The organism is Actinocatenispora rupis (assembly GCF_016861975.1).
In the GTDB taxonomy this organism is placed as follows: Bacteria; Actinomycetota; Actinomycetes; order Mycobacteriales; family Micromonosporaceae; genus Actinocatenispora; species Actinocatenispora rupis.
On record NZ_BOMB01000040.1, the window covers coordinates 15,719 to 32,776 of the forward strand.

A 17,058-nucleotide genomic window follows, 5' to 3' on the forward strand; every position below is an offset into this window, starting at 1 on the left:
CATCGGTCAAGCCATCTGTGTTGCACGAAAGTAAAACCATTGGATTAACTAAGTCAATGACTTCCCGGCAACGAGATGCCCCCGGTACACCGGGCCGGTCACTGGCGTTACCCGAGGCAGCCGCGCAGAAGCGCAGCGGCACCAACCTGCCCCGGGTCGGCGGGTACAACCAGGCCGTCGTCCTGGACGCCATCCGGCAGGCCGACGGCGTCAGCCGGGTCGAACTGGCCGGGCAGACCGGCCTCACCACGCAGACCGTGTCGAACATCGTCCGCCGGCTGCTGTCCGCCGGCCTTGTCGCGGAGACCGGGCGCGCCCCGTCCCGCGGCGGCAAGCGGCGCACCCTGCTCACCATCCGGCCCGACGCGTACTTCTCCGTCGGCGTGCACCTCGACCCCGACATGGCCGTCACCGCGCTCGTGGACCTGTCCGGCCGGGTCGTCACCCGGCACCGCCGCCGGCTGCCCGCCGCCGCCGACCCGGACCGGCTCGTACCGGCGGTGACGCGGGCGGTGGACCGGGTCGTGGCCGCGTCGGGCATCGCGCGGCGGCGGGTACTCGGACTCGGCGTGGCCGTACCGGGGCCGCTGGACACCCGGCACGGGCTGGTGGTCGAGCCGCCCAACCTGGCCGGCTGGCACGAGGTCGCGCTGCGCGACGCGGTCGGCGCCGCCACCGGCCTGCCCACCGTCGTCGACAACGACGCGACCGCCGCCGCCGTCGGCGAACGCTGGGCCGGCGGCGCCGACCGCGCCGGCAGCTTCCTCTTCCTGTACCTGGGCACCGGCATCGGCGCCGGCATCGTGTACTGGGACCGCGTCCTGCGCGGCGACACCGGGAACGCCGGCGAGTTCGGGCACACGGTCGTCGTACCGGACGGGGCGCCGTGCCGGTGCGGTGCGCGCGGCTGCCTGGAGGCGCACTGCTCCCCCGCCGCGCTGGTCGCCGATCTGGTGGAACGACACGGGAAGCGCGCGGCCGAACGGCTCGGGCTGAGCCTCGACCCGCTCCGGGTACGCGTCGACCACGGCACGCTCTGCCGCGCCGCGCGCGACGGCGACCCGGCCGCGCGGGACACCGTCGCGCTCGCCGCCCGGCGGATCGGCCAGGCCGCGCTGACCGCGGTGAACCTGCTCGACGTCAGCCGGATCGTACTCGGCGGCGACGCCCTGCGCGGCGTCACCGACCTGGTCATCGCCGAGATCGACCGGCAGGTCAACGGGCACGCCATCGCCCGCCGGGTGCGTACCGTCGCGATCGAGCCGAGCCTGGTGGGGCTGGACGCCGGTGCGGTCGGCGCCGCCTCCCTGGTCCTGCACGGGACGTACGCGCCGGGTTGGCGGATGCTGCTCGCCGAGTCCTGACCGCGGTCCGACCGGGTCGCCGAGTCTGGCGTCGACGGCGCGTGATCATGGGATGATGTCGCGGTGACGGCGTTCGAGGTGTGGGCACCGGCGGCGGAGCGGGTACGGCTGCGGCTCGGCCCGGGAGTGCACGAGCTGTCCGCGCGGCCGGACGGCTGGTGGCGTACCGAGGTGGGCGACGTCGAGCCCGGCTCCGACTACGCGTACCTGCTGGACGACGACACCGAGGCGCTGCCCGACCCGCGTTCCCGCCGCCAGCCGTACGGGGTGCACGGGCCGTCCCGGGTGTACGACCAGGCCGCGTTCCGGTGGACCGACGACGGCTGGACGGGGCGCGCGCTGCCCGGCAGCGTCCTGTACGAGATGCACGTCGGCACGTTCACGCCGGGCGCCACGTTCGACGCGGCGGTCGAGCGGCTGGACCACCTGGTCGCGCTCGGCGTCGACCTGGTCGAGATCCTGCCGGTCAACGCCGTCAACGGCACCCACAACTGGGGGTACGACGGGGTCGGCTGGTACGCGGTGCACGAGCCGTACGGCGGGCCGGACGGGCTGAAGCGGTTCGTCGACGCGTGCCACGGCCGCGGCATCGGCGTCGTACTCGACGTGGTGTACAACCATCTCGGCCCGTCGGGCAACTACCTGCCGCGGTTCGGGCCGTACCTGAAGCAGGGCCGCAACACGTGGGGCGACCTGGTCAACCTGGACGGGCCGGACTCCGACCCGGTGCGGCGCTACATCATCGACAACGCGCTGATGTGGCTGCGCGACTACCACGTCGACGCGCTGCGGCTGGACGCCGTGCACGCGCTGGCCGACACCCGCGCCACGCACCTGCTGGAGGAACTGTCGGTCGAGGTGGACGCGCTGGCGAGCCGGCTGGGCCGCCCGCTGTCGCTGATCGCCGAGTCGGACCTGAACGATCCGCGCCTGGTCACCCCGCGCGCCGCCGGCGGGTACGGGCTGACGGCGCAGTGGGACGACGACGTGCACCACAGCGTGCACGCGCTGCTGACCGGCGAACGCCAGGGCTACTACGCGGACTTCGGCTCGACCGAGGGCCTGGCGAAGGTGTTGACCAGGGCGTTCTTCCACGACGGCACGTACTCGACGTTCCGGCGGCGGCACCACGGGCGGCCGGTCGACCGCCGGCAGGTCCCGGGGTACCGGTTCGTGGCGTTCCTTCAGGACCACGACCAGGTCGGCAACCGCGCCACCGGGGACCGCATCTCGGCGACGCTGTCGCCCGGACTGTGCAAGGTCGGCGCGATGCTGATCCTGACCTCGCCGTTCACGCCGATGCTGTTCATGGGCGAGGAGTGGGCCGCCGGTACGCCGTGGCAGTTCTTCACCAGCCATCCGGAGTCGGAGCTGGGTGCGGCGGTGGCGGCGGGGCGGCGCGCGGAGTTCGCGGCGCACGGCTGGCCGCCCGGCGACGTACCGGACCCGCAGGACCCGAGCACGTACGAACGGTCCATTTTGGACTGGTCCGAGTTGGACAAACCGGCCCATGCGGAGATCCTTCGCTTCTACCGCAAGCTGATCGCGCTGCGCCGGTCGCGGCCCGAGCTTGCCGACCCCCGGCTCGACCGGGTACGTGTCGACGGCGGTCAGGACTGGCTGACCGTCCACCGTGGACGGTACCGGGTGGTGGTGAACCTCGCGCCGGTCCGCCGCACGCTCGCGGTCGGCGGCGTTCCGCTGGACGTACCGCTGGCGACGGAGCCCGGGTTCGTGTTCGCGCGCCGGGAGATCACCCTCCCGGCTGAATCCGCGGCGGTGGTGGCCTGCGTTCCCGCAGGCTAGCGGGGACGCGCCGGTTCCAAGATCAACCTGGTTGGTCGACAGGGGCCCGAATGCGGGAAGATGGACCGCATGGGCGAGGCTGCTTACCATCTTCGATTCGACGCGGGACGGACGAGCCTCGACCTGGTGGGCACCGTCCGCGAACGGTTGTCGTCCCGCCCGATCGACCGGCTCGGCGACGCCGGCCGGCTGCGCGAGTGGCTGGCCACCACCGGCCTCGTACCCGACGACCAGGTCGCCGTGGTGGACGGTGCCTGGCTGGTCGAGTTCGTGGCGCTGCGGGAGCTGCTGCACCGCGTCGTCCACGCCGAGCTGGCCGACGGCGCGGAGCCGGCGGATCTGTTCCGCCTCAACCGGATCGCCGCGGTCGCCCCGCCCGCCGTCCGGCTGCGCCGCGACCGGGACGGCACCCTCACCCGGCGCCTCGCCGGCCCGCCGCGCGTCGCCGCGATCTGCTCCGCGCTGGCCCGCGACGCGATCGACCTGCTCGCCGGACCGGACCGCGCGCTGCTGCGCGAGTGCGAGGGCGACACCTGCGACCTGGTGTACCTGGACACCTCGCGCGGCCGGCGCCGGCGCTGGTGCGCGAGTACCGCGTGCGGCAACCGGCAGCGGGTGGCGCGGCACCGCGGCCGGCTGGCGACCGCGGGCTGACGGATGCACACCACGGGGTACGACGGGCTCGCGGCGCTGCTCGCCGCCGGCCGCACCGCCCGGCTGTACTCGGGGGCCGCGTGGTCGGTGGGCACCGCGGACGGCCCGCTCGACCGGGGCACGCTCGGCACGCTGGCGTGGGACGGGCCGCCGGTCACCGCGGACACCCGGTGGGACCTCGCGTCGGTCACGAAACCGCTGGTGGCGCTGGCCGTACTGGCCCTGCTCGAACGCGGCGCGCTCGGCCTCGACGACCCGGTCGGCGACCACCTGCCGGAGTACGCGGGCGGCGAGCACGCCGGGGTCACCGTCGGCCGGCTGCTCACCCACACGTCCGGGCTGCCGGGCCGCCAGCCGCTGTACCGGCTGCACCGCACCCGCCCCGACCTCCTCGCCGCCGTACGGGCGCTGCCGCTGCGGACGCCGCCGGGCACGGCCGTGGAGTACAGCTCGGCGGGGTTCGTCGTGCTGGGGCTGGTGGCGGAGGCGGCGTCCGGGCTCGGGCTCGCCGACCTCGTCGCGGCGACGGTGACCGGTCCGGCGGCGATGACCGACACCGGCTTCGTACCACCGGCAGCGGACCGGGAACGGTGCGCGGCGACGGAGGACTGCCCGTGGCGCGGGCACGTCGTGCAGGGCAGCGTGCACGACGAGAACGCCGAGGTGCTCGGCGGTGTCGCCGGCCACGCCGGGCTGTTCGGCCCGCACACCGACCTCGAACGGCTCGGGATCGCCTTGCTGCGCAACGGTTCCGGCGACCGCGGCCGGCTGCTGTCCCCGCGTACGGTGGCGGTCGCGGGCGCGAGCCACACCGACGGGCTGACCATGCGGCGCGGCCTCGGCTGGCAGTGCCGCGACGCGCACGGATCGCCCGCCGGCGACCTGTTCACCGCCGACTCGTACGGGCACACCGGGTTCACCGGCACCAGCCTCTGGATCGACCCCACCCTCGGCCGGTACGCGGTGCTGCTCACCAACCGCGTCCATCCCAGCCGGGACACGCCGGGCTTCGACCGGCTGCGCGCCCGCTTCCACACCATGGCCGCCATCCACCCGGGATAGCGCCCGACCGCCGCATTGCCTGTGCTGGCAACGGTTCCCGGCCGCGCGACTCAGCGCAGGGCGGCGAGCCCGCGGGAGAGTACGAGGCCGGCGCAGCCGAGCAGGGCGGTGTCCTGGCCGGGGTCGGCCGCGACGACGGTGGGGCGGTGCTCGCCGCGGCGCTGCGGCGACCCGGCGCGGACGTACCGGGTGAGGCGGTCGAGGAAGCGCCGCCCGCCGGTCACCGCCTCGCCGTGCACGATGAACACGCCGGGCGCGAGGAGCTGCTGGACGGTGCCGAGCCCGACCGCCAGATTCCGCGCGTACTCGTCGGCCAGCGTCGCGGCGGCCGGTTCGGTGCTGGCGACCAGCCGGGCGAGGGTGACGCGCCGGGCGTTGGGCAGGCCCAGCTCGGCGGCGCGGTGGCGCAGCCAGGCCGTGGTGGCGATGGTCTTCCAGCAGCCGCGCCGGCCGCAGTCGCAGCGGTCGCCGCCGGCCACGACGGTGATGTGGGCGCCGCTGGCCGCGCCGGGCGCGCTGAGTACCTCGCCGCGGTGGACGATGCCGACGCCGACGCTCTCCCCGGTCGTCGCGGACGCGAACGTGTCGAGCCCGCGCCCGGCACCGAACCAGCGGTCGCCGAGCGCCTGCACGCGCGCGTGATGCTCCAGGTACACGGGGGCGTCGGTGACGGCGTGGATCGCCTCGGCGACGGGGAACCCGGCGAGCGAGGGCGCCGCGTGCCACTCGACGATGCGACCGTCGTCCGGTTCGACCAGGCCGGCGCCGGCCACGCCGACCCCGATCACCCCCACCGCACCGAACGCCTCCGCGCAGCTCTCCCGTACCGCGTCGCGGAACCCGTCGACCGCCTTGGTACGCAACGGAAACGGGCGTTCGGCGCGCCGGCGTACCTCGCCGGTGAGGGAGACGAGTGCGGCGATCACCCGACCGGGCAGGATCTCGACGGCGCCGATCGACCGGGCGGACGCGGAGAACCACACGGGTCGGGGCGGTTTGCCGCCGCGACTGGCCACCGCGGGTTCGGCCTCGACGAGGACTCCGCTGTCCAGCAACGGTTGCAGGATCGTACCGACGGTCGCGCGGGACACCCCGAACGTGCGCGCCAGCTCGGCGCGGCTCTGCGGGCCGCTGGCGTGCAGGGCCGCCAGCACGCGCATCCGGTTCACCACGCCCAGACTGGCCGGCGAGATGAGCGTCGGACCACTCATCTTCCCCTCCCCCGGTGTTTGTAGTAACTTCTAGCATACGACCGGCGCCCGGCGACACCCCGCGCCGGACCGCCGAGTGCGCGACGCGACCGCTTCCGACCGCCCGCGCCCGCGAGAGGGGGAACCCCGGTGGCCGCCCTGGCCGACCTGACCCGCACCGAGGCGCGATCGGTTGCGCCACAAGCGATCGCCGTGCTGCCGATCGGCGCGACCGAGCAGCACGCCGAGCACCTGCCGATGGGCACCGACGCGATGCTCGTCGGCGCCGTGCTCACCGCGGCGCTCGACGAGGTGCCCGCCGACGTGCCGATCGTCCGCACCCCCACCCTGCCGTACGGATCGTCCGAGCACCACCTGTTCTCGGCCGCGATGTCCCTGCGCCCCACCACCCTCCTCCCGGTACTCACGGATCTGCTCCGATCCCTTGTGGTGACCGGGTTCCGCCGGCTGATGATCGTGAACGGGCACGGCGGCAACGACGAGATCATGCGGCTGGCGGTGAAGCAGACCGCACTGGAGCACCCGGTCGCGGTCGCCGCCGCGTCGTACTGGGCGCTCGGTGCACCGGACGCGGCGACCCGGGTGCCCGGGCACGCGGGCTGGTTCGAGACGTCGCTGATGCTGGCGTACCGGCCGGATCTGGTGCGGGAGCGGCGATCCGTGCCGGTCGGCGACCCGCCGGTGTTCGACCGGCCGCCGTGGCCGGGGCTGGTCGTGGAGAAGCACGGCGAGTGGGCGCGGGTCGGTGGCCTCACCGACCCGGCGACCGACGCGGACCCGGACACGGGCCGGGATCTGTTGTCCCGCCGGGCATCCGCGCTCGCGGGCGCGATCGTCGCGTTCGACGCGGCGACGACGGAGTTCCGGACGGAGGGCACCACCGCATGAGGATCGTCGGCGTGGACGTCTGGGTGGTCACCGTACCGCTCGCCAACCCGTTCACCTCCTCGTTCGAGACGAAGACCGGCAACACCCGCACCGTCGTACGGCTGCGTACCGACGAGGGTGTCGACGGGTGGGGCGAGACGATGTGGGGCGCGCCGGTCGCCGCGATCGTGCGAAGCCTTGCGCCGCAACTGATCGGGCGCAGCCCGTTCGAGTTGGAACGGTTCCACGCGGACACCACGATGCTGCCGTTCTTCCACGGCTATCTGGGGTACGCGGCGAAGGCCGGCATCGACGTCGCCTGCTGGGACGCGATCGGCAAGGCCACCAACCGCCCCGTGTACGAGCTGATCGGCGGGCTGGTGCGGGACCGGGTGCCGCTCACCGCGCTGATCACCCGCGCCGACGCGGGCCCGGTCCCGGCCACGGACCTGCCGGCGGCGCTCGCCGCGCACACCGCGGATGTCGTACGGGACAACGGTTTCACCGCCGTCAAGGTCAAGGGTACGTCCGATGTGGACGGTGACGTGGCCGTCCTGCGGGCGATCCGCGCCGCGCTGCCCGACGTACGCCTGCGCATCGACCCGAACGCCGCCTGGCCGGTACCCGACACGCTGCGGGTCGGCCGCGCGCTGGAGGAGCTGGACCTGGAGTACCTGGAGGATCCGTGCGTGGGCATCGAGGGCATGGCCACGGTGCGCTCCCGACTGCGGATTCCCTTGTGTACCAACATGTGCGTGGTGCGCTTCGAGGAGTTCGCCCCGGCCGTACGGGCGGGCGCGGTCGACGTGATCCACGGTGACGTGTTCAAGTGGGGCGGCATCGCGGCGAACAAGGCGCTGGCCGCGCACTGCGACACGTTCGGCCTCGGCATGAACCTGCACTCCGGCGGCGAGCTGGGCATCTCGACCGCGGCGCACCTCGCGCTGGCCGCCAGCACGCCCGCCCTGCGATACGCCATCGACAGCATGTACTACCTGCACGCCGACGACATCGTCACCGAGCCGCTGCGCCTGACCGACGCCGCCCTCGCCGTACCGACGGGGCCCGGGCTCGGCGTGACCGTCGACGAGGACAAGCTCCGCCGGTACGCCAGCGACGCCTGACCCGCGTGCGGCGGAATGTCGGTCGACAACGGGATTCAGGGTGATGTTTCGCCATCGACCCACGCCGATCCAATGACCTGCTGTAGCGTCCTGGTTGCCGTAAGTGTTCGTCGAACAGCTCGGCGAACCCGCGGGGAGGGTACTGCGATGTTGATCGGCATCGGCGTGGGCATCGGACTCATCATCATCGGCACGTGTCCCTGGTGGTAACGCACCAACGGCGATCGGTTGGCGGACCGGCGGGGGGTTCGGCCCGACCACGGGGGGATCGCCGCGAGGTCCTGGGGGGACCTCATGAACCGGAGGCCTCTGGCGCATGGCGTCAGGGGCTCCCGGCCTTCTACGGAACCGTTGCGCCACAACAGCTCCCTCGACCCGCGTCGCCGCCGGAACGGTGGTGCGACTCCATACCCCGCCGGGAACCGTTGCGCCGCACCGTACTCCGGCGTCAGGCGGCCAGGCCGAGCGCGCGGAGCTGACGGCGGTCGGCCGCGGCGCGACTCAACGCCTGCGCCGTACGCGGGCCCACCACGCCGTCGGACACCAGCCCGGCACCCGCCTGGAAGCGGCGTACCGCGGTCGCGGTGACCAGATCGAACCGGCCGGTGACCTGACCCGGCCGCAGCAGTCCGGCGTCCACCAGCAGTTCCTGCGCCAGGCCCGGCTCCACCGGCGGTACCTCGGCCGCGGCACCGTCCACCATCGCCCCGGCCACCGCCACGACCAGCCGGCGTACGTTTCCCATCGCGCTCATCGTCGCCCCCTCCCGATGCACCCAGCGTGCCCGGTGGCCGCCCGCCCCCGCATCGCCCTGCGGGCTGGAACCGCCACCGCCATCGGTACCACCGGAGGCTGAGGGAACCCCGAGAACAGTCAGGGACTGGTCTGCTAGGGGGCGCCGTACCCGGGGCCGTCGCGCTGCTCCCGGACGCGTCCCCGCGCCGGCGCCGCACCCAGCGCGTACGCCGCGCTCACCAGCGCCAGATGGCTGAACGCCTGCGGGAAGTTGCCGAGCATCCGGTTCTGGCCCGTGTCGTACTCCTCGGACAGCAGGCCGACGTCGTTGCACAGGCCGAGCAGCTCGTCGAACAGCTCGGTCGCCTGCGCCGTCCGCCCCGCCATCGCGTACGCCCGGACCAGCCAGAAGCTGCACATCAGGAACGCGCCCTCGCCCGGCGGCAGGCCGTCCAGGGTGGTGTCGCCGTCGTGGATCGGCTCCGTCGAGTACCGCCGGACGAAGGGGCCGTCGCGCAGTTCGCGGTCGATCGCGTCGATCGTGCCGAGGATCCGCTCGTCGTCCGGTGGCAGGAACCCGACGTGCTGCATCAGCAGGACCGCCGCGTCGAGCGTCTCGCCGCCGTAGTACTGCGTGAAGGCGCCGAGCTTCTCGCTCCAGGCGTGCGTGCACACCTCCTCGTGTACGGCGTCGCGCAGCTCGCGCCAGCGGTCGACCTCGTCCCCGCCGTCCATCCCGTACTCCTCGACCGCGCGGACCAGCCGGTCGAACGCCAGCCACACCATCACCCGGGAGTGCGTGAACGGGCGCAACGCCCCGCGTACCTCCCAGATGCCGTTGTCGGGCTGGTCCCAGGCGCGCACCAGGTTCGCCGCGAGCGCCCGCTGCAACGGCCAGGAGAAGCCGTCCTCCTCGACACCGTCCCGGCGCGCCTCGTGCAGCGCGTCCAGCACCTCGCCGTACACGTCCATCTGGAGCTGCGTCGAGGCGTCGTTGCCGACCCGGACCGGCGCCGCCCCCTGGTACCCCGGCAGCGTGTCGACCGTCCACTCGCGCAGCCGCCGCTCACCGGCCACGCCGTACAGGATCTGGAGGTCCTCGGGGTCGCCGGCGACCGACCGCAACAGCCAGGACCGCCACGCCTTCGCCTCGTCCTTGAACCCCGCGTCCAGTAGCGACCGCAGCGTCAGCGACGCGTCCCGGAGCCAGCAGTACCGGTAGTCCCAGTTGCGTTCGCCGCCGAGCTGCTCGGGCAGCGACGTGGTCGGCGCGGCGACGATCCCGCCGGTCGGGTCGTACGTCAGGGCCTTGAGCGTCAGCAGCGACCGCACCACCTGCGCCCGGTACGGCCCGCGGTAGGTGCAGCGGCGCGCCCAGGCCCGCCAGTACCGCTCGGTCCGGGGCAGCTGCTCGTCGGTGTCGTGGCAGGTCGGCAGCGTGTGCTGGGACGACGGGTACCAGGTCATCGAGAACTGGTAGCGCTCGCCGGGCCGGACCTGGAAGTGCGCGACGTGCCGCATCTCGTGCTCGTCCGACGGCGGGTGCTCGGGCAGTACGTCGCCGCGCAGCAGCACCGCGTCCGGGCCGCCGATCGCGGTGATCGTCTCGCGGCCCTCGGCGTCGGTCCGGCGCTGCACCCACGGCAGGATCTCGCCGTAGTCGAACCGGATGACCCATTCCATCCGCATGTCGACCACGCCGTCGATGCCCTCGACCGTACGCAGGATGTCGGCCCGGCGGTCCCGGACGGGCATGAAGTCGACGACCCGGACCTGACCGGTCGGGGTGACGAAGTCCGTCTCCAGTACCAGGGTCTCGTCCCGGTACCGCCGGCGCACCTCGCTGACCTCGCCGGCCGGGCACAGCTGCCAGTGGCCGTCGTCGGGGCCGCCGAGCAGCGCGTTGAACACACCCGGCGAGTCGAACCGCGGCAGGCACAGCCAGTCGATCGACCCGTCCGTCCCGACCAGCGCCGCCGAGTGGGTGTCCCCGATCAGCGCGTACCGCTCGATGGGCAGTGGCATGACCCCATTCATACCCGCTCCGCGCCGGGCCGGCCGCCCCAAGCGCCGATCACCCACCGGGTACCCGCGCGCCGGGCGCGGGTACCCCGGGGCCGGTCAGGACCGGGTACGGGTGCGGGCGAACGCGAGACCGCCGAGTGCGAGGCCGAGCAGGCCGGCGACGAGGCCGGCCACGCCGAGCGTCAGCGCCGCGCCGGAACCGCCGGACGAGGACGCCCGCGTGGTCGCCGTCGCCACCGCGGTCGGTGCCGCCGACGCGCCGATCGACAGTACGGGGGCGGGGTGGTCGGGCTCGGTGCCGCCGGACGCCACCTGGATCCACCGCACCACCGAGTGGTCCGAGTACGTCTGGAGCGCCTTGAACGTCAGTGAACCGGACTTCGGCAGCGGCCCCAGACTCACCGGGAACTCCTGGAACTGTCCGGGTTTGACCCCCTCGTCGGCGCCCGCCGTCCAGGTGATCCTGTCGACCGCCTCGGACACCGTGCCGTCGTCGGTCTTCAGCGGCTTCGCCAGCTTCGCCCGGTGCACGTCGACCGTCCAGCCGGGCACCGGCTGCACCGACACCGACGGCACCGGCTTGTCCGTCGGCAGGAACACCTCGACCTTCGTGGTACTGGCGGTGTCGCTCTCGGTCGGCACCCGGAACGCGACGCGGGTGTAGCTGCCCGGCTCCGCCGTCGACGGGTTCACCGTGACGTGCGCGGCGGCGGGCAGCGCGAGCGCGAGCGCTCCCACCGCACCGGCGAGTACCGCCAGAACCACCTTGGCTCTCATCGTCGTCCTCTCTGGACAGTCCACTGTGGACTTACTTGACCGGCACCGTCGCGGTGACGGTCGCCTCGTCGATCTCGGAAACCCTTGCGGTGAAAGAGAACTTCCAGTTCCCGGCCTTCGGCAGCGCGACGTCCGCGATGGCGTGGTTGTCGGTGATCGCCTTGACCGGGATCGTCACCGGGCCGATGCCCCCGCCCGGCAGGCTCGCCGTCACCTGCCACTCCAGGACCTTCACCGCCCGACCGTCCGTCCGGTCGTACGCGATGGCGTGCAGCGTGTTGCGCCCGGTACGCGCCGGGTCGAGCTGCACCTGCAGGCTGAACAGCGAACTGTTCAGGGTCGCCGAGTACGGCAGGGCCTGCTGCTGGCTCGCCACCGTACGGGCCGACCGCGCCGGCGTCGTCTGCACCAGTACCGCCGTCACGCCGAGTACCGCGGCCAGGACCAGTACCTCGACCAGGATCAGCCGCCGCAGCCCGCGCCGCACCCGCACGTCCTCGGCCGGCCCTGCCGGGTCCTTCGCCGCGCCGTCGGATGCGTCGGTGCCCTCGGGTTCGGCGGCGCTGCCGGACCCGGCCGGATCGCGGGATTCGGCGCTGTCACGGGATTCCGCGCCGTCCTGCCCCGCGGACGGTTCGGCGCCGGAGCCGTCCGGCGACGCCGCGCGCGAGGCCGGCTCGTCGGGGCCGGGCGCGTCGGCGTCCGGCGGCTCCCCGGCGGCGGAGGTGGCGACGGTACGGGCGGGGTCCGCGACCGGTACGGCCCGGTCGGCGTCGCCGTACACCTCGTCCCAGACCCCGTCGGCGTACGGCGAGGCGTCGCTGTCGGCGGGCCGTACGGGGGCGGGCGCCGGTTCGGGCAGCGCGTACCGGCGGACGGCGGCGCGCGAGTACGAGGCGACGGCGAGGACGACCGCGAACGCGACGACCTTCACGATGATCAGCCGCCCGTACGTGGTGTCCACGAGCGCGGCGGGCGTACCGAGCTGGAGGCACGCCTGCACGATGCCGGCGACCGCGAGGACGGTGACGGCGATCGTCGCCCAGCGCGACCAGACCGGCAGCACGGCGGCGAGTTCGCGGGGCCGGCCGCGCGGCAGCAGGAACGCGACGACCATGATCAGCCCGCCGATCCACACCGCCATCGCTCCCAGGTGCACCGCATCGGACAGTACGGTCGCCCACGGGGCCGGTGACGTGCTCGGATGCCCGCCGTACCCCCAGGTGCCGAGGCCGACGACGGCGAGCACGGCGAGGACGGCCTTCTCCACGCGGCTCAGTTCGTTGCGCCGCTCGGCGCCGACGATGGCGAGCAGCGGCACCGCCGCGGCCAGGAGTACGAGGCGGAGCAGGTGCGCCCAGCCGAACCGGGAGTTCATCACCTCGACGAGGTCGTGGTAGCCGACGTCGAGCAGCGAACCGCCCGTCGAGTACGGCACCTCCAGGTAGAACTCGGCGAGCGTGCCGAGCGCCACGAGCGCGCCGCCCAGTGCGATCAGCCGCGCCGGCCCGCGCCGGGACAGCCGCCGCGGCCACAGCACCAGCAGCACGAGTACCGGACCGACGAGCAACGTCAGCCCCGCGTACCCGAGGTAGCGGGAGACCGGCATGGCCACCGCGACCACAGGGTTCTCCGCGGCGCCGGTACCGCCGGACGCGGCGGGCGCGGTCGCCGACGGCGCGCCGATCGAGAACGAGAAGCCGCCCGCGACGGGGTGACTGTCCGCCGAGATCACCCGGTACGTGACGAGGAAGGTGCCCTTGGGCAGTCCGGGCGACAGCGGGATGCGCAGCGACGTGCCGCCGTCGGCGAGTCGCGGCGTGCCGCCGACCTTGGCACCGGTCGGGGCGACCACCCCGATGTCCCGCGACACCATCTGTACCGGTTCGTTGAAGGTCAGGGTGACGCGTGCCGGCGTCTCCTGCACGATCGCCCCGCTGCCGGGGTCGGTACGCAACAGCACCGCGTGCGCGCTCGCCGGCACCGCCGGTACGACGGTGGCGAGCAGCGCGAACAGCGCCGCGGCCAGTACCGCCAGGATCCGCTTCAGCATGTCACCACCGAAGCCGCCGGCCGCGCACGACGCAAGCCGCGCTCCGTCCCGCGCGTCACTCCCATGCCGGGATAGTCGTCCGCGGTGCGGTGGAAGTTCCGGGCGTGGGGTGCGTCACGGTCGCGTACCGCGGAGGCGCCCGCGACCACCCGTGTACCCATTGGAACAATACGGTCACGGGTCGCGCGGACCGGACCCGCGCCGGTCGACGGTGCCCGCGCGGCCATGGCACTTTGGACGCACACACGAGAGACCGGGACGGCCACGATGACACTCGACCAGCCGACGCCGCGATCCTTCGCGTACTGGACGCGCTTCGACCGCACCGAGCCGGGCAGTTGGGTCGCGCTGGTGCTGCGGATCGCGCTCGCCGCGATCTGGATCGTCTTCGGCGCATCCAAGATCACCGACCTGAGCGAGTCGGTCCGCGCCGTCACCGCCTACCAGCTCTTTCCGTACGGGCTGGCCGTCGTGATCGGCTCCGCCCAACCCATCATCGAGGTACTGCTCGGTGTGGCGCTGCTCGTCGGCCTCGCCGTCCGGGTGATGGCCGCGATCTCCGGCGTCATCTTCCTGATCTACATCGGCGGCATCATCTCGGTCTGGGCGCGCGGACTGCGCATCGACTGCGGCTGCTTCGGCAACGGCGGCGCGCTCGCCGCCAACCAGAACACCATGTACGGCTGGGACATCCTGCGCGACGTCGGCTTCGTCGTCCTCGCACTGCTGGTGTTTCTGTGGCCGCGGTCGCGCTTCTCGCTGGACGCCGTCCTGTTCCCGGCGATCCCGGCGCACCTCGACGACGACGATGAGTAGTCGCAAGAACCAGCGGCGGGCGCAACAGGCCGTCCGCGCCCAGCTCGCCGCCGAGCGCCGGCGCCGCCGGATGATCTGGACCTCCGTACTCGCCGCCGTGGTCGTCCTCGTCGCCGGCGGCGTCACCGGCGCGATCGTCCTGACCCAGCGCGACGCCCGGGACTCCGCCGCGTACGCGGTGCCCGACACCGCGACCCGCGACGACCCGGGCCTGCGCCTCGGCCAGGGCCCCGTCCGCGTCGACGTCTACTTCGACTACATGTGCCCGAACTGCAAGGAGTTCGAGTCGCTGGCGTCCAGCGTGCTCACCAGCTTCGTCAGTACCCAGAAGATCACCCTCGTGTACCACCCGCTCGACTACCTGGACAGCGCCTCCGCCGGCACCCGGTACTCCACCCGGTCGGCCGCCGCGGCCGGCTGCGCCGCCGACGCCGGCAAGCTGCCCGACTTCACCAACGCGCTCTTCGGCAGGCAGCCGAAGGAGAAGTCGTCCGGCCTGACGAACGCGCAGATCGTCGCCGCGGGCAAGGCCGCCGGCATCACCGACGCGTCGTTCGCGACGTGCGTGACGTCGCAGAAGTACCGGGACTGGGTGTCGCACGTGTCGAACCAGGCGAGCGGGAAGGGCGTGCAGTCCACCCCGTCCGTCTTCGTGAACGACAAGCAGGTCGACCCGTCCGCGACCGCGCTCGCCAACGCGATCAACGCCGCCGCCTGACCGGTACGTCCACCGGTCGGGCGCGGCACCCAGGGCCTATCGTTGCGAGCCATGAGCGAACCCGTACGACTGGCACCCGGCGACGCTGCGCCGGAGTTCTCCCTGACCACCGACACCGGCGAGACGCTGAGCCTGGCCGACCTGCGCGGCCGCAAGGTCGTCCTGTACGCGTACCCCGCGGCGATGACGCCCGGCTGCACCACGCAGGCGTGCGACTTCCGCGACTCGCTGGACTCCCTGCACGCCGCCGGGTACGAGGTGGTGGGCATCTCGCCGGACGCGCCGGCCAAGCTGGCGAAGTTCCGCGAGCGCGACGGGCTGACCTTCCCGCTCGTCTCCGACCCCGACAAGGCCGTGCTCACCGCGTACGGCGCGTTCGGCGAGAAGAAGAACTACGGGCGGGTCGTGCAGGGCGTCATCCGCTCCACCTTCGTCATCGACCCGGACGGTCGGATCGAACTCGCGCAGTACAACGTGCGGGCCACCGGCCACGTCGCCAAGCTGCGCCGGGACCTCGGCCTCGACTGAAACATCAGCCGACGGACAGCAGGGTCCGGGTGTTGTCCCAGCCCTCCAGGTGTTCGTCGAGGCGGGCCAGGTCGTCCGGGCCGCGCAGCCGGTGCCAGCCGGGGCTCGCCGCGACGTCCCCGTGCGGCGCCGACCCCGCCACGGTACGGCCGGCGGCCCGCAACCCGGCCTGGTCCGTACGGTCCAGGTCGGGGTCGGCGGCGACCAGCCACTCCGGTACGGGCAGCCGCGTCGCCAACCCCACCAGCCCGGTACGCGCCGGCAGCACCGGCGCCGCCGCCACCCACCGCGTCGTCAACGGCCGGAACAGCTTGCCGACCAGCAGCGCGGGCAGGTCCGGCACGTCCGCCGGCAGCACCGCGGCCTGCTCGTACCCGGCGGCGCCGGCGGCGGTGAGCGCGTCGAGCGGGCGCGCGCGGGCCACCTCGTACACGGGCATGGCGGGCCAGCGGATCGCCTCGGCGAGCGGCATGTCGGCGGCGGTCGCGGCGATCGCCACGTCGACCAGCTCCAGGCCGGCGAGCAGGTCCACCACGTCCTCGGCGAGCGCCCGCCGCCACCCGTCCACCGGTACGCCCGGCGGCGCCCAACCGGGGGGCGACAACAGGACGACGGCGCACCGCGCGGTCATCCCGCCACCTCCTCGTCGTCGTCCTCGCTCAGCGACAGGCCGGCCGCCGCGGACACACCCTCCAGGTACCCCCGGGCCCGCTCGGTCCGCGGGTAACGCGACACGAGCGCCCAGAAGTCGGCACCGTGCCCCGGTACGACGAGGTGACACAACTCGTGCAGCAGCACGTAGTCCACCACCCAGTCGGGCATTCCGCTCAGCCGGGTGGAGAGGCGGATGGTCCGGTCGGCGGGCGTGCAGGAACCCCAGCGTCCGTTCTGGTTGCCGACCCAGCGCACGCTCGCCGGGACGGCGGTCGCGGGATGATCCGGCAGGTACCGCCGGGCGAGGGTGCCGGCGCGGTCGAGGAGCTGGCCGTCGCTGCGCGGTGCGCGCCGCTCACGTCGCCGCAGGCGCTCCACCATGCGGCCGACCCACTCGTCCTCCTCGGCGGCGGAGAAGCGGGCCGGGATGAGCACCACGACCCGGTCGCCGTCCCGGTACGCCGAGACGGTGCTGCGCCGGCGCGCGCTGCGCCGCACCTCGACGTTGTCCCCCGCGCTGCGCTCGCTCACGATCGCACGCTATCGGCCGTTCGCCACCCTCGACCACCGACGACGCCCGGCGACAGGCCGGCCACCGTACGGTATCGACCTGTTGTCGTACCGATTTCCGTATTTACTCGCGCGCGCCACGTTGACCTGGCCG

16 protein-coding genes are annotated in these 17,058 nt (G+C 73.4%); 9 read left to right on the forward strand and 7 right to left on the reverse strand.

The annotated features are described in order from the left end of the window. The first annotated feature begins 56 nt into the window (after window positions 1-56). From Aru02nite_RS30245 to Aru02nite_RS30260, 4 genes are all read left to right on the forward strand, one after another. On the forward strand, window positions 57-1,364 hold the full coding sequence (locus Aru02nite_RS30245; protein WP_203663408.1) for an ROK family transcriptional regulator: 1,308 nt from the start codon (window positions 57-59) through the stop codon (window positions 1,362-1,364). A gap of 63 nt (window positions 1,365-1,427) precedes the next feature. Continuing rightward, on the forward strand, window positions 1,428-3,170 hold the full coding sequence (gene treZ, locus Aru02nite_RS30250; RefSeq protein WP_203663409.1) for a malto-oligosyltrehalose trehalohydrolase: 1,743 nt from the start codon (window positions 1,428-1,430) through the stop codon (window positions 3,168-3,170). A gap of 69 nt (window positions 3,171-3,239) precedes the next feature. Further along, window positions 3,240-3,824, forward strand: a complete 585-nt coding sequence (locus Aru02nite_RS30255) for a CGNR zinc finger domain-containing protein (RefSeq protein WP_203663410.1) — start codon at window positions 3,240-3,242, stop codon at window positions 3,822-3,824. A gap of 3 nt (window positions 3,825-3,827) precedes the next feature. Then, window positions 3,828-4,886, forward strand: coding sequence for a serine hydrolase domain-containing protein (locus Aru02nite_RS30260; RefSeq protein ID WP_203663411.1), 1,059 nt, complete (start codon window positions 3,828-3,830; stop codon window positions 4,884-4,886). 50 nt (window positions 4,887-4,936) lie between these two features. Here the strand turns inward: Aru02nite_RS30260 and Aru02nite_RS30265 are convergent, their stop codons facing one another. Continuing rightward, a complete protein-coding gene (locus Aru02nite_RS30265) occupies window positions 4,937-6,097 on the reverse strand; it encodes an ROK family protein (RefSeq protein WP_203663412.1) in 1,161 nt (386 codons plus the stop codon). 129 nt (window positions 6,098-6,226) lie between these two features. Between Aru02nite_RS30265 and Aru02nite_RS30270 the strand changes: the two genes are divergently transcribed. Further along, window positions 6,227-6,985 carry a creatininase family protein gene (locus tag Aru02nite_RS30270; protein ID WP_203663413.1) on the forward strand — a complete coding sequence of 253 codons (759 nt, stop codon included), beginning with the start codon at window positions 6,227-6,229 and terminating at the stop codon, window positions 6,983-6,985. Then, window positions 6,982-8,088 carry a mandelate racemase/muconate lactonizing enzyme family protein gene (locus Aru02nite_RS30275; protein WP_203663414.1) on the forward strand — a complete coding sequence of 369 codons (1,107 nt, stop codon included), beginning with the start codon at window positions 6,982-6,984 and terminating at the stop codon, window positions 8,086-8,088. The genes Aru02nite_RS30270 and Aru02nite_RS30275 overlap by 4 nt, the downstream gene beginning before the upstream one ends. A 448-nt stretch (window positions 8,089-8,536) precedes the next feature. Here Aru02nite_RS30275 and Aru02nite_RS30280 read toward each other — a convergent pair whose 3' ends face one another. From Aru02nite_RS30280 to Aru02nite_RS30295, 4 genes are all read right to left on the reverse strand, one after another. Next, entirely contained in the window at window positions 8,537-8,842 is a 306-nt protein-coding gene (locus Aru02nite_RS30280) for a peptidoglycan-binding domain-containing protein (RefSeq protein ID WP_203663415.1), read from the reverse strand. Window positions 8,843-8,976: 134 nt separating this feature from the next. Continuing rightward, a complete protein-coding gene (locus Aru02nite_RS30285; RefSeq protein WP_275408753.1) occupies window positions 8,977-10,860 on the reverse strand; it encodes a glycoside hydrolase family 15 protein in 1,884 nt (627 codons plus the stop codon). Window positions 10,861-10,944: 84 nt separating this feature from the next. Continuing rightward, entirely contained in the window at window positions 10,945-11,625 is a 681-nt protein-coding gene (locus Aru02nite_RS30290) for a YcnI family protein (protein WP_203663419.1), read from the reverse strand. Window positions 11,626-11,656: 31 nt separating this feature from the next. Then, the gene (locus Aru02nite_RS30295) at window positions 11,657-13,678 is read right to left on the reverse strand and encodes a copper resistance protein CopC (RefSeq protein WP_203663421.1); all 2,022 of its coding nucleotides are present in this window, start codon (window positions 13,676-13,678) and stop codon (window positions 11,657-11,659) included. Window positions 13,679-13,945: 267 nt separating this feature from the next. Here Aru02nite_RS30295 and Aru02nite_RS30300 point away from each other — a divergent pair, with 267 nt between their 5' ends. The 3 genes from Aru02nite_RS30300 to bcp are packed head-to-tail and all read left to right on the forward strand — an operon-like array spanning window position 13,946 to window position 15,740. Then, entirely contained in the window at window positions 13,946-14,494 is a 549-nt protein-coding gene (locus Aru02nite_RS30300; RefSeq protein ID WP_203663423.1) for a MauE/DoxX family redox-associated membrane protein, read from the forward strand. After that, entirely contained in the window at window positions 14,487-15,212 is a 726-nt protein-coding gene (locus tag Aru02nite_RS30305) for a DsbA family protein (RefSeq protein WP_203663426.1), read from the forward strand. Before Aru02nite_RS30300 ends, Aru02nite_RS30305 begins: the two co-directional genes overlap by 8 nt. 51 nt (window positions 15,213-15,263) lie before the next feature. Further along, entirely contained in the window at window positions 15,264-15,740 is a 477-nt protein-coding gene (gene bcp, locus Aru02nite_RS30310; RefSeq protein ID WP_203663427.1) for a thioredoxin-dependent thiol peroxidase, read from the forward strand. A 4-nt stretch (window positions 15,741-15,744) separates the two neighbouring features. Here bcp and Aru02nite_RS30315 read toward each other — a convergent pair whose 3' ends face one another. Beyond that, a complete protein-coding gene (locus Aru02nite_RS30315; RefSeq protein ID WP_203663428.1) occupies window positions 15,745-16,371 on the reverse strand; it encodes a hypothetical protein in 627 nt (208 codons plus the stop codon). Beyond that, the gene (locus tag Aru02nite_RS30320) at window positions 16,368-16,925 is read right to left on the reverse strand and encodes a M48 metallopeptidase family protein (protein WP_203663429.1); all 558 of its coding nucleotides are present in this window, start codon (window positions 16,923-16,925) and stop codon (window positions 16,368-16,370) included. Before Aru02nite_RS30320 ends, Aru02nite_RS30315 begins: the two co-directional genes overlap by 4 nt. Between the last annotated feature and the right edge of the window lie 133 nt (window positions 16,926-17,058).